At 69.2% G+C, this 12,008-nt stretch carries 11 protein-coding genes and 1 pseudogene; 6 read left to right on the top strand and 6 right to left on the bottom strand.

Going from position 1 to position 12,008, the window contains the following annotated elements; translation table 11 throughout:
• Positions 1-8: 8 nt before the first annotated feature.
• The 6 genes from hisA to DI624_RS10335 form a co-directional block, all read right to left on the bottom strand.
• Positions 9-746: a 1-(5-phosphoribosyl)-5-[(5-phosphoribosylamino)methylideneamino]imidazole-4-carboxamide isomerase gene (gene hisA, locus DI624_RS10360; RefSeq protein ID WP_291538024.1), complete on the bottom strand. Its 738-nt coding sequence runs from the start codon at positions 744-746 to the stop codon at positions 9-11.
• The gene (gene hisH / locus DI624_RS10355) at positions 740-1,339 is read right to left on the bottom strand and encodes an imidazole glycerol phosphate synthase subunit HisH (protein WP_314187683.1); all 600 of its coding nucleotides are present in this window, start codon (positions 1,337-1,339) and stop codon (positions 740-742) included. The genes hisA and hisH overlap by 7 nt, the downstream gene beginning before the upstream one ends.
• A 178-nt stretch (positions 1,340-1,517) precedes the next feature.
• A complete protein-coding gene (gene hisB, locus DI624_RS10350) occupies positions 1,518-2,942 on the bottom strand; it encodes an imidazoleglycerol-phosphate dehydratase HisB (RefSeq protein ID WP_291538023.1) in 1,425 nt (474 codons plus the stop codon).
• A gap of 151 nt (positions 2,943-3,093) precedes the next feature.
• Positions 3,094-4,413: a histidinol dehydrogenase gene (gene hisD / locus DI624_RS10345; RefSeq protein WP_291538021.1), complete on the bottom strand. Its 1,320-nt coding sequence runs from the start codon at positions 4,411-4,413 to the stop codon at positions 3,094-3,096.
• Positions 4,413-5,294, bottom strand: coding sequence for an ATP phosphoribosyltransferase (gene hisG, locus DI624_RS10340; protein ID WP_291538019.1), 882 nt, complete (start codon positions 5,292-5,294; stop codon positions 4,413-4,415). The genes hisD and hisG overlap by 1 nt, the downstream gene beginning before the upstream one ends.
• 10 nt (positions 5,295-5,304) lie before the next feature.
• Entirely contained in the window at positions 5,305-5,589 is a 285-nt protein-coding gene (locus DI624_RS10335) for a YerC/YecD family TrpR-related protein (protein ID WP_291538017.1), read from the bottom strand.
• Between the two features lie 170 nt (positions 5,590-5,759).
• Between DI624_RS10335 and DI624_RS10330 the strand changes: the two genes are divergently transcribed.
• The 6 genes and pseudogenes from DI624_RS10330 to DI624_RS10305 all read left to right on the top strand — a co-directional run.
• Complete coding sequence (locus DI624_RS10330; RefSeq protein ID WP_291538098.1) at positions 5,760-6,965, top strand: FAD-dependent oxidoreductase; 1,206 nt, start codon at positions 5,760-5,762, stop codon at positions 6,963-6,965.
• A gap of 100 nt (positions 6,966-7,065) precedes the next feature.
• Entirely contained in the window at positions 7,066-8,487 is a 1,422-nt protein-coding gene (locus DI624_RS10325) for a circularly permuted type 2 ATP-grasp protein (RefSeq protein ID WP_291538015.1), read from the top strand.
• Positions 8,487-9,425, top strand: a complete 939-nt coding sequence (locus DI624_RS10320; protein ID WP_291538013.1) for an alpha-E domain-containing protein — start codon at positions 8,487-8,489, stop codon at positions 9,423-9,425. The genes DI624_RS10325 and DI624_RS10320 overlap by 1 nt, the downstream gene beginning before the upstream one ends.
• 2 nt (positions 9,426-9,427) lie before the next feature.
• Positions 9,428-10,270 carry a transglutaminase family protein gene (locus DI624_RS10315; protein WP_291538011.1) on the top strand — a complete coding sequence of 281 codons (843 nt, stop codon included), beginning with the start codon at positions 9,428-9,430 and terminating at the stop codon, positions 10,268-10,270.
• 61 nt (positions 10,271-10,331) lie between these two features.
• Positions 10,332-11,111 (top strand): peptidase, encoded by a 780-nt coding sequence (locus DI624_RS10310; protein ID WP_291538009.1) that lies wholly within the window; start codon positions 10,332-10,334, stop codon positions 11,109-11,111.
• Between the two features lie 94 nt (positions 11,112-11,205).
• Positions 11,206-11,913: pseudogene (locus DI624_RS10305) on the top strand (TonB-dependent receptor plug domain-containing protein); the annotation flags it as partial.
• Between the last annotated feature and the right edge of the window lie 95 nt (positions 11,914-12,008).

The raw sequence follows: 12,008 nt of genomic DNA, 5'->3' as shown, positions 1-12,008 counted from the left end.
CTGCACGGTCACGACCGTCTGGCCGTGGCTATGGCTTCGGGCAGGGTGAAGCGGTTTTCATAGAGGGCGCGGCCGACGATGGCGCCGTTACAGCCCAGAGCCTTGATCGCGGCGATGTCGTCCAGGGACGAGACCCCGCCCGAGGCCTGAAGCACCAGGTCGGGGCGGCGCTGACGAATCTCGGCCAGCAGGTCCAGGTTCGGCCCGGTCAGGGCCCCGTCGCGGCCGACGTCCGTGACCAGCAGATGTTTGGCCGTTCCCTTGGGATATCGGTCCAGCGCCTGCCACAGGGTGACGCCGGACGACTGGGTCCAGCCCTTCAGCGCAGGCACGGGAACGCCGTCCTCGATCTTGACGTCCAGGGCCAGGGTGATGCGTTCGATCCCGAACCCCTTCAGCCAGGCGGCGACGTCGTTGGGCTGGGTCACGGCCAGGGAGCCGACCACGACGCGCGAGACGCCGGAGTCCAACAGCTTGGCCACGTCGTTGGCGCCGCGCACCCCGCCGCCCGACTGGACCTTGACGTCGATGGCCTGGATCAGTTCGCCGATCAGGACGTGCTGCGCCGCCTCGCCCGCCTCGGCCCCGTCCAGATCGACGATGTGGATCCACTCGGCCCCTTCGGCGGCGAAGGCGGTCAGGCGCGCGGCCGGATCCTCGTCATAGCGCGTCACCTGGTCGAAATCGCCGTGCATCAGCCGCACGCAGACGCCGTCTTTCAGGTCGATGGCGGGATAGATCAGCATGACAGGCCCAGGAAATTCTCGAGAATGGTCGCCCCAGCCTCGGCCGAGCGTTCGGGGTGGAACTGGCAGCCCCAGCGGTTGGCGGATCGCACCACGGCCGGGACGACGCCGCCATAGTCGGCGCGCGCCAGGGTGGCGGGTCCGTCGGGGCAGACGAAACCGTGGACGAAATAGGCGTAGGCGCCGTCGGCGATCCCCTCCAGCAGCGGGTCGTCGCGGTCGGCGGTCAGACGGCTCCAGCCCATGTGCGGCACGGGCAGACCGCCCGCCGGTTCGAGGCGGGTCACGGCCCCGGGAATGAGGTCCAGCAGATCGACGCCCTCGCCCTCGTCGCTGGTTCCGAACAATAGCTGCTGGCCCAGGCAGACGCCCAGCAGGGGGCGGGGGAAGGCGCGGATCGGCTCGACCAATCCCAGCTCGGACAGGCGACGCATGGCGTAGCCGGCCGCCCCGACGCCAGGCAGGATGACCCGCTCGGCCTCTGCGATCACGACGGGATCGTCGGTCAGGCGCACGGTCGCGCCCAGCCGCTCCAGCGCGAACTGGACCGAGGCGATGTTGCCCGCGCCATAGGCGATGACGGCGACTTCCATCAGAGATCCTCCACCGCGAAGCGGGGGAGGGGGACCGCCCGAAGGGTGGTGGAGGGGGCAAAAGCAGGCTGGGTTTTGAACGTCGGACGACGGAGTGTGGCTTCGCCCCCTCCACCGCTTCGCGGTCCCCCTCCCCCGTTCCGCTGCGCTTCACGGGGGAGGATCTGACGGGCGATCATCACAGCACCCCCTTGGTGCTGGGCACCGCGTCGCCCTCGACGCGGATCGCCTGGCGCAGGGCGCGGCCGAAGGCCTTGTAGACGGCTTCGGTCTTGTGGTGGTCGTCCTGGCCCGTGACCGTGATGTGGACGGCCGCGCCCATGGCCTCGGCGAGCGAACGGAAGACATGGGCGGTCAGGTCGGTGCGGTAGTCGCCGATGAAGGGGGTCTCGAACGTGCCCTCGAACACCGGATAGGGACGGCCGGACAGGTCGATGGAGACCGCAGCCCTGGCCTCGTCCATCGGCAGGACGAAGCCGTAGCGGGCGATGCCCTTCCTTTCGCCCAGCGCCTGTTTCAGCGCCTGGCCGAGCGCGATGGCGCTGTCCTCGATGGTGTGGTGCGGATCGGTGTGCAGGTCGCCCTGGCATTGCAGCCGCAGGGAGAAGCCGCCGTGGGCCGCGATCTGCTCCAGCATATGGTCGAAGAAGCCGACGCCGGTTTCGATCTTCACGGGGCCGGGGGCGTCCAGGTCGACGGCGCAGACGATGCGAGTCTCTTTGGTGTCGCGCACGGCCTGGCCGATGCGGGGCGGACGGCGCTTGGCCGGCGTCAGGCCGAAGGCGGCCAACAGCCTGTCGTTGACCTCGGGCCTGATCGAGACGGGCAGGCGCAGCCGGTCGCCCGACAGGTCGGCCTCGACGCCATAGGCCGTCAGCGCGGCGAGGGCGGCGGCGGGGTCTTCCGGCCGCGTCATGACGATGGGGCCGACGCCCGGCTCGACCGGCATCTGGCGGGCCAACTCCCGAACGATCCGCTCGCGCTCGCGCCGAACCGAGGCGATCCGTTCGGCGGTTTCGATCATCCGCGACGGGTCCAGCGCCTGATGCGCCAGCCGCGCCAGGGGCTCGGGCAGAGCATAGGGTTCCACGACGGAAGCCAGCCGGGCCAGGGTCTGGGGTTGCGCGATGGCCGCCCCGACACGGGCGCCGGCCAGGCCATAGGCCAGCGACAGGCTGCGCAGCACGACCAGGTTGGGCTGGTCGGGGACGACCGTGACGGCCGAGACGTTGTCGGAGAATTCGATCAGCCCCTCGTCCACCACCAGCAGGGCGGGGGCGACGCGGGCGGCCATTTCGGCGACGGCTTCGGGCGAGCCGAGGGCGCGGACGACGACGGCGGCGGGTTCGCCCTTGGCCGGATAGATGGCGGCGAGACTGTCATAGGGTTCGGCCTTCGGCGCCTCGACCGAGCCGCCGTCCCGGGCGGCCAGGCGCCAGGCCAACTCCAGCCCATGGGTCAGGCCGCGCACCGGCAGCACCTGGTCGGCGGGCGCGCCGTAGATCGCGGCCATGCGGGCGGCCAGGGCCTTCGGATCGGACGGATAGCGGTCCAGGCCGTCGCCGCCGGAGACCAGCGGGGGATAGGGGGCGGGCAGGGTCATCGGGCGGCTTCGTATGGGAGGGCCGGGGTGAGGTTTGTCTGGGTGAAGAGTGCTAGTGAGCAAGAGGTGAGCTTCAGAACGGCGAAGGGCGCGCGACTCCGCTCACCTCTTTGCTCACTCGCACTCTTCACTGAATCCGTGCCGACAACCGTCATCCTTCGGCCCTCAGGTCGGCGGCGCGGGCGTGGGCCTCCAGGCCCTCCATCCGGGCCAGGCGCGCAGCGATGGGGGCCAGGGCGCGGGCGCCGGCTGCATCGACCATCTGAACGGACATCGAAGTCATGAAGCTGGCGGTGGCGACGCCGCCCAGCGTCCGGGCGCCGCCGTCGGTGGGCAGGACGTGGCTGGGGCCGGCGGCGTAGTCGCCCAGGGTTTCGGCGGCGAACCGGCCGACGAAGACGGCGCCGGCGGCCTTGATGGAGGGGATCAGGGCCTCGGGATCGTCGACCTGAAGCGCCAGGTGTTCGGGGCCGTACAGATTGATCGCCTCGCAGGCGGCGTCCAGGTCGCGCACAAGGATGGCTCGGGCCTCGTTCAGGGATGCGCGGGCGATGGCCTGGCGCGGCAGGGTCGCGACCTGAACCTCAACCTCGGTCAGGATGTAGTCGATGGTGGCGCGGCTGGTGGAGACCAGGATGACTTGCGCGTCCGCATCGTGCTCGGCCTGGCTGAGCAGGTCGGCGGCGGCGATCTCGGGCGCGGCGTCGCGGTCGACCACGACCATCAGTTCGGACGGGCCGGCGGGCATGTCGACGGCGGGGCCGCCGGGAAGAGCGGACGCCTGCTTCTTGGCCTCGGCCACATAGGCGTTGCCGGGACCGAACAGCTTGTCGCAGGCGGGGATGATCCCGTCCTCAAGCTCGACGCCGAAGGTCAGGGCGGCGATGGCCTGGGCGCCGCCCATCAGCCAGATGGCGTCTAGGCCCGCCTCGGCGGCGGCCAGGATCATGGCGGGATGGACGCCTCCCTCCTTGTCCGGCGGGGTGACGGCGACGCGCCGGCCCACGCCCGCGACCCCGGCCGGAATGGCCAGCATCAGCAGGGAGGAAAACAGCGGCGCGGTGCCGCCGGGGATGTAGAGGCCGGCCGAGGCGATGGGACGCCAGGCCAGTTTCGAGCGCACGCCCGGCGTGGTCTCGACGAATTCGGTGTCCTCGGGCTTCGTCGCCTGGTGGAAGACGCGGATGTTGTCAGCGGCCATCCGCAGCGCGCGGACGTCGCCGGGGGGCAGGGCGTTGCGGGCCTGGGCCGCCGCCTGTTCGGTGATGGCGATGCGGCGGGGGGGCGCCTTGTCCAGCTTCAGGCACCACTCCGTGACCGCCGCGCCGCCGCGCTGGCGCACGTCGTCCAGGATGGCGCGGACCGCCTCGGTCACGTCCCCGGCGGTGCGTTGGGCCGGGCGGGCCAGGGCGGCCTCTTTCCCGGCGGCGTCGAGGGACGACCAGTCGATGCGTTTGAAGGCGGCGGTCATCACATCATCTTCTCGATGGGCAGGACCAGGATGGCCGAGGCGCCGGCGGCCTTCAGCTTCTCCAGCGTCTCCCAGAAGACGGCCTCTTGGCACACCGCGTGGACGGCGACCGCGTCGTCGCGGCCCGACAGGGGCATGACGGTGGGCGAGCCGGCGCCGGGCAGGATGGCGGTGATCTGGTCCAGAGCCGCGCGCGGGGCGTTCAGCATGACGTATTTGGCGCCCTGCGAGGATACGACGCCGGACATCCGCTCGATGACGCTGTCCAGCAGGTGTTGCAGGCCCGGCTCGGGCGCGACCGGGGACTGGATCAGGACAGCCTGGCTTTCCAGCACCGTGTCCCTGGCGCCCAGGCCGTTGGCCTCCAGCGTCGCGCCGGTCGAAACCAGATCGCAGATGGCGGCGGCCAGTTTCAGCCGGGGCGCGACCTCGACGGCGCCGCGCATGACGACGATCTCGGCCCTGACCCCGCGCTCGTCGAGGAAGCGGCGCAGGATCTTGGGATAGGAGGTGGCGATGCGCAGGCCCTCCAGCGAGGCCGGGCCGTCATAGGCCAGGGTCGGGGGCGTGGCGATCTTCAGGTTGCAGCGGCCGAAGCCCAGCGGCATGACGATGGCGGCGTTGGGCCCGCCGTTGCGGCCTTCCTCCAGCACGTTCTCGCCGACGATCCCCAGGTCGCAGACGCCGTCCGCCACGAAGGTGGGGATGTCGTCGTCGCGGACGCGCAGCAGGTCGATCGGATAGTTCTCGACCCGATACAGCAGATCGTTGTGGCCCTTGACCCACTTCAGGCCCGCGTCGCGGATCAGGTCGAGGCTGCGGTCGGCCAGACGGCCGGATTTCTGGACGGCGATGCGAAGCCGGCCCTGGACGGTGCTCATGGGGGAACTCTCAGGCGTTCAGCCGGTCCAGGGCGATACGGTATCCCTGGTGCGGCATGTCTTTCAGATAACGGGCGACGCGGACGACGGTGGTGGGGCTGGCGTGGGCCTCGGCCGCGATCTCGCGATAGGACTTGCCGCCGGCGTCCAGCAGCCGCGCCACCTGCCACCGCTCGGCGAAGGCGCGCAGTTCCGCCGGGGTGCAGAGGTCGGCCAGGAAGGCGTCGATCTCCTCGCGCGTCCGCAAAGAGAGCAGGGCGTCATAGAGGGCGTCGAGGGCGGGCGGGGTCGTCATGCACGTTCCACTATGCTGTAACGGTGGAACGGTCAAGGGATAGGTGGCGAGTGGCGAGTGGCGAGTTTGAGCGGTCTGGCGTGTCGGGCAAGGGTTTGCGGCGGGGTTGTCGACGGCAGGAGGTGATCTCGCCACTCGCCACTCGCTTCTCGCCACTCTACACCACCCCCATGACCAAGGTTCTGATCATCGGCGCCGGGCACGCCGGCGGGTCCGTCGCGGCGTTTCTGCGTCAGTACGGGCACGACGGCCCCATAGTGCTGGCGGGCCAGGAGGATGCGCCCCCTTATCAGCGCCCGCCCCTGTCCAAGGCCTGGCTGAAGGGCGAGGCCGATCTGGAGGCCCTGCTGCTGCGCCCGCTCAGCTTCTACGCCGAGCAGAACATCGACTTCCGGCCCTCGACGGTCGCCGTGTCCGTGGACCCGGAGGCCAAGACGGTCGCCTTCCACGACGGCTCGTCCGAGTCCTATGACCTGCTGGTCCTGGCGACCGGATCGACGGCGCGGAAGCTGCCGGTTCCGGGCGGAGATCATCCCGACCTGCTGGAACTGCGCACGCTGAGGGACGCCGAGCGGCTGAAGGCCGTGCTGGGGCCGGGCAAACGGCTGGCGGTGGTCGGCGGCGGCTATGTCGGGCTGGAGGCCGCGGCCTCGGCCCGGGCGCTGGGCGCCGAGGCGGTGGTGATCGAACGGGCGCCGCGCGTGCTGGCGCGGGTGGCGTCGGAGACGCTGTCCGCCTTCTTCACGCAGCAACATCTGGCGCGCGGGGTCGAAATCCTGACCGGGGCCGAAGTGACGGCGGTGGCGCGGGACGGCGTGACCCTGGCGGACGGATCGGTGGTGCGGGCGGACGCGGTCCTGGTCGGGGTCGGGGCCCTGGCCTGCGACGGCCTGGCCCGTTCGGCAGGTCTGCTGTGCGACGACGGGGTGGTGGTGGACGACCAGGCGCGCACCAGCGATCCGGCCGTCTTCGCCGTCGGCGACATGACGCGGCGCCCGATTCCGGTCCACGGCGGCCGGCGTCACAGGCTGGAGAGCGTGCCCAACGCCCTGGAACAGGCCAAACAGGCGGCGGCGGCCATCGTCGGCCGGCCGGGACCTGCGGCCGAGGTTCCGTGGTTCTGGTCCGACCAATACGAATACAAGCTCCAGATCGCCGGCCTGCCGTTCGACGCCGACCGCCAGGTGGTGCGCGGCGATCCGGGCGCGGGCGGCTTTGCGGTGTTCCATCTGGCCGGCGACCGCGTGGTCTGCGTCGAGGCCGTCAACGCTCCGCCCGAGTTCATGGCCGGCAAGCAGCTGATCGCCAAGGCGACGCCGGTGAACGTCGAAAAACTGGGCGATCCGGCGATTTCGATGAAGGCGGTCGCGGCTTGAAAAACGCCCCCGCGTAGAAAAGCCACGCTGCGACGCAACAAATCTGTTGCACAGTCGCTTTCGCCGGGATCAAGCTGCGATCTCAACGCGGCGGGGGCGGATGACGAGAGCTTTCGACGAAATGAGCGGCGGCGGGTCGGGTGCGATCCGCGACAGCTACAAGACCTTGGCGGCCTGGCTGGAGAACGCGCCGGCCGACCTGCTGCAGGCGCGTTCGCGACAGGCGGAACTGTTCTTCCGCCGGATGGGCGTCACCTTCGCCGTCTATGGCGACGAGGAATCCAACGAGCGGCTGATCCCCTTCGACGTCGTGCCGCGCATCATCGGGGCCGACGAATGGAGCGGGCTGGAGCGCGGGCTGAAGCAGCGCGTCACCGCCATCAACGCCTTCTTGAAGGACATCTACGGTCCGCAGGAATGCATCCGCGCCGGCATCGTGCCCGCAGACCTGGTCCTGACCAATCCGCACTATCGGCCGGAAATGCAGGGCCGCCGTCCGCCGGGCGACGTCTGGTGCCACATCTCGGGCGTCGATCTGGTCCGCACGGGCGAGGACGGCTTCTATGTGCTGGAAGACAACGTCCGCACCCCGTCCGGCGTCTCCTACATGCTGGAGAACCGAGAGATGATGATGCGGCTGTTCCCCGACCTGTTCGCGGAACATGCGGTGCGGCCGGTCGAAATCTACACCGACATGCTGCTGCGTTCGCTCCAGGCCTCGGCGCCGGCGGGCGCGGGGGCCGATCCGACCATCGTCGTGCTGACGCCGGGGCCGTTCAACTCGGCCTATTACGAGCACAGCTTCCTGGCCGACAAGCTGGGGGTGGAGTTGGTCGAGGGCGGCGATCTGTTCGTCAACGACGACACGGTCTTCATGCGCACGACCGAGGGGCCCAAGCGCGTCGACGTCATCTACCGCCGCATCGACGACGACTTCATCGACCCCCTGACCTTCATGCCGGACTCGGCGGTGGGGGTGCCGGGGCTGATGTCGGCCTATTTCGCCGGGCGGGTGACGCTGGCCAATGCGGTCGGGACGGGCGTGGCCGACGACAAGGCCGTCTATACCTACATGCCCGAGATCATCCGCTTCTTCACCGGCGAGGACGCCATTCTGAAGAACGTCCCGACCTGGCGCTGTCGCGAGCCGGAGGCGCTCAAGGCGGTGCTGGACCGGCTGCCGGAGCTGGTGGTCAAGGAGGTCGGGGGATCGGGCGGATACGGGATGCTGGTCGGGCCGACGTCGACCCAGGCCGAGATCGAGGCCTTCCGCGCCAAGCTGATCGCCGACCCGGACGACTTCATCGCCCAGCCGACGCTGAGCCTGTCGACGGCGCCGACGCTGAACGGTCCGGGCCTGTCGCCGCGCCACGTGGACCTTCGGCCCTTTGTCCTGTCCAGCCCCGCGGGCGTGCGGGTCGCGCCGGGCGGGCTGACGCGGGTGGCGTTGAAGGAGGGCTCGCTGGTGGTCAACTCCAGCCAGGGCGGCGGAACCAAGGACACCTGGGTGCTGGACAACTGATGCTCTCCCGGACCGCAGACAGCCTTTACTGGACCGGCCGCTACATGGAGCGGGCCGATTTTCTCGCGCGGATTCTGGAGGCGGCCATTCGCCTGGCCGCCCTGCCGGCCAAGGATCAGGCCGCCGTGACCGCCTGGGCCGGGGCCATCGCCTCTTCGGGGGTCAAGGGCGCCTTCGACGCCTCGGGCCGTATCCCGTCGGAAAAATCGGTGCGCGAATATCTGGCTTTCGGCAACGACAACTCCACCTCGATCAAGGCCTGCATCACCAAGGCGCGAACCAACGCCCGCTCGGTCCGCACCGCCCTGACCATCGAGCTGTGGGAGGCGATCAACGGCGCCTGGAACGGGCTGAACGAACTGGGCGAACCGTCCAGGCGGGACGACTTCACCAACTTCCTGGACTTCGTGAAATCGACCTCCCTGGCGGTCGAGGGCGCCTCGTCGCGGACCATGTTGCGCAACGACGCCTACTGGTTCCTGCGGCTGGGGATGGCGATCGAGCGGGCCGACAACACCGCCCGCCTGCTGGACGTCAAATACCACCTGTTGCTGCCGCCCGGCGAGCGGGTGGGCGGGCAACTGGACTATTTCCAGTGGACGACGCTGCTGCGCGAGGTCTCGGCCCTGACCGCCTATCGCTGGGTCTATCGCGAGAGCGTGCGGCCCTGGCTGGTGGCGGACCTCTTGGTGCTGAACCGCCAGATGCCGCGCTCCCTGGCCTCGTGCCAGGGCATGATCGTCTCCTATCTGGAGAAGTTGGCGGCCGACTATGGCCGGCGCGGTCCGGCCCAGCGGCTGGCGTCCAACCGCCTGACCCAGTTCAACGAGGCCAAGATCGAGGATATCTTCCAGTCCGGCCTGCACGAATACATCCAGGGCTTCCTGACCGAGAACAACGCCCTGGCCGGCGCCATCCACGAACAGTATCTGGTCTGACCATGCGGATCAGGATCGACCACTCCACCCGCTACACCTACGCCCGCGCGGCCCGGTTCATCGTCCAGACCCTGCGCCTGACGCCGCGCTCGTGCGAGGGGCAGCAGGTGCGCGACTGGCGCATCGAGACCGACGTTGACGCCCGGCTGCGGCGCAGCGAGGACGCCTTCGGCAATATCGTCCACAGCCTCTATACCGAACGGCCGACCGACGCCCTGACCATCCGCGTCACCGGGGAGGTCTCCACCATCGACACCGGCGGCGTGGTGCGCGGCCTGTCCGAGCGGCTGTCGCCCCTGGTCTTTCTGCGCGAGACGCCCCTGACGCGGGCGGACGCCGCCATCGTCAATTTCGCCAGGACCGTGCCCGACGGGGCGACGCTGGCGCGCCTGCACGCCCTGATGGGCGCCCTGCATCAGGACGTGGCCTTCGAGGTCGGGGCGACCTCCGCGACCCACACGGCGGCCGAGGCCTTCGGCCAGAAACGCGGCGTCTGCCAGGACCACGCCCAGATCTTCATCGCCGCCGCCCGGGTGCTGGGCGTTCCGGCGCGCTACGTCTCGGGCCATCTCAGCCGCCAGGACGGGCAGCACGACCAGGACGCCGCCCACGCCTGGGCCGAGGCCTGGGTCCAGGATCTGGGATGGGTCGGCTTCGATCCCGCCAACGGCGTCTGCCCGACCGAACACTATGTCCGCGTCGCCGTGGGCCTGGATGCGCTGGGGGCCACGCCCATTCGGGGAACCAGTTATGGCGGCGGCCAGGAACGGCTGACGGTCGCCCTCCATGTGCGGCCTGTGCAACAGAACCAGCAACAACTGCAGTCGGGCGGATGGCCCCGATAGGCATGACGCGCGAATCTGTTAGCGTCGTGCGGTTCGCAACGCGGGGAGCGGATAGAACGACGTGACCTATTGCGTGGGCATGCTGGTGGACGAGGGGTTGGCGATGATCGCCGACACGCGCACCAATGCGGGCGTGGACAACATCTCGTCCTATCGCAAGCTGCATATCGTCAAACGGACCGGCGAGCGGGTGCTGGCGGTGGCGACGGCGGGCAATCTGTCGGTCACGCAGACGGCGCTGGCGACGGTGGCGGCCGGGGTCCGCCTGCCGGATTCCGAAACGCCCGAGACGCTGGAGAGCGCGCCGACCCTGTTCCGCGCCGCCCAGATCCTGGGCCACGCCATGGCCATGGTGCGCGCCACCATAAACACCCCGGCCTCGCCGACCGCCGACGCGCTGAACGTCAACGCCTCCATGCTGCTGGGCGGCCAGATCGCGGGCGGCAAGATGGGCCTCTACCTGATCTACGGCCAGGGCAACTTCATCGAATGCGGGTCCGACACCCCCTATCTGCAGATCGGCGAGCTGAAATACGGCAAGCCGATCCTGGACCGGGCCCTGCACAGTTCGACGCCCCTGTCCGAGGCGGTGAAGCTGGGGCTGATCTCGTTCGATTCCACCATCAGGTCCAACATCGCCGTGGGGCCGCCGCTGGACCTGATCGTCATGCCGCGCGACCGTCTGACCGGCATGGAGCGGCGAATCGACGCCGACGATCCCTATTTCCGGGACCTGGGCCGTCGCTGGTCCGAGGCCCTGGCCGCCGCGCACCGCGCCATGCCCGACCCGACCTGGCTGGATCTGGACGAGGCGCCGAGGACTATGACGGCGGTGGGCTGACGAACTGCGATTTATTCGCAATTTCGCTTGTGCGACATATTGAAGCTGGTTATTGCGACCGCATCGCAAAATCAGACCAAAAGGTCGCAAAATCATGTCCGACTCTCGCGCCGCCTCTCTCCGCGCGCTCCTGTTCGCCTCCAGCGCCGCCGGCATGCTGGTCGCCGTCCCCGCCTTCGCCGCAGATGTGGCCGAGGACGGCGTGATCGCCGCCGCCGATCAGCAGCAGCCCGCCAACCTGGGCACCATCGATGTCAATGGCCATATTCGCAAACGCGAACCGGAATCGTCCAAATACGTCGCCCCGCTGCTCGACACGCCGCGTAACGTCACCGTCATTCCTCAACAGGTGATCGAACAGATCGGCGCGACGTCGCTTCAGGATTTGTTGCGTACGTCGCCTGGCATCACCTTCGGGGCCGGTGAAGGTGGCCAGCCGCTGGCCGACCGTCCCTTCATCCGCGGTCAGTCCTCCGGCAACAATATCTTCGTGGACGGCGTGCGCGACACAGGCGGCCAGCAGCGGGAGGTCTTCAACCTGGAGCAGGTCGAAGTCGTGAAGGGGCCTGACTCTGCCTATTCCGGCCGTGGCTCAGGCGGCGGTTCGATCAACCTATCGTCCAAGACGCCCAAGCTGGTCGATTTCACCAATCTCTCTCTGGGCGGGGGTACGGATAGCTACTGGCGCGGCACAATCGACCAGAACTGGCGCATCAGCGACAATGCGGCCTTCCGCATCAACGTCCTGTCCGCCTCGGGTGACGTCGCCCGTCGCAACGCCGTCGATTACGACAAGCTTGGTGACGTGCCTCTGAGTTTTCATCCAGCGGCGACCAGAGTCCTTGGGTTAGTTACGCCTCGCAGCGTGGGGTGAGCAACAGGCCGAGCCGCGCAGCT

The sequence above is a fragment of the Brevundimonas sp. genome (assembly GCF_003248455.1).
GTDB lineage: Bacteria > Pseudomonadota > Alphaproteobacteria > Caulobacterales > Caulobacteraceae > Brevundimonas.
Note: the sequence above shows the minus strand (reverse complement) of the source record. Positions and strands in the feature narration are given on the sequence as shown.

Excerpts from the sequence above, each read along its gene's own strand:
- hisA (WP_291538024.1), bottom strand. The coding sequence starts at position 746 with ATGCTGATCTATCCCGCCATCGACCTGAAAGACGGCGTCTGCGTGCGG.
- hisH (WP_314187683.1), bottom strand. The coding sequence starts at position 1,339 with ATGGAAGTCGCCGTCATCGCCTATGGCGCGGGCAACATCGCCTCGGTC.
- hisB (WP_291538023.1), bottom strand. The coding sequence starts at position 2,942 with ATGACCCTGCCCGCCCCCTATCCCCCGCTGGTCTCCGGCGGCGACGGC.
- hisD (WP_291538021.1), bottom strand. The coding sequence starts at position 4,413 with ATGACCGCCGCCTTCAAACGCATCGACTGGTCGTCCCTCGACGCCGCC.
- hisG (WP_291538019.1), bottom strand. The coding sequence starts at position 5,294 with ATGAGCACCGTCCAGGGCCGGCTTCGCATCGCCGTCCAGAAATCCGGC.
- DI624_RS10335 (WP_291538017.1), bottom strand. The coding sequence starts at position 5,589 with ATGACGACCCCGCCCGCCCTCGACGCCCTCTATGACGCCCTGCTCTCT.
- DI624_RS10330 (WP_291538098.1), top strand. The coding sequence starts at position 5,760 with ATGACCAAGGTTCTGATCATCGGCGCCGGGCACGCCGGCGGGTCCGTC.
- DI624_RS10325 (WP_291538015.1), top strand. The coding sequence starts at position 7,066 with ATGACGAGAGCTTTCGACGAAATGAGCGGCGGCGGGTCGGGTGCGATC.
- DI624_RS10320 (WP_291538013.1), top strand. The coding sequence starts at position 8,487 with ATGCTCTCCCGGACCGCAGACAGCCTTTACTGGACCGGCCGCTACATG.
- DI624_RS10315 (WP_291538011.1), top strand. The coding sequence starts at position 9,428 with ATGCGGATCAGGATCGACCACTCCACCCGCTACACCTACGCCCGCGCG.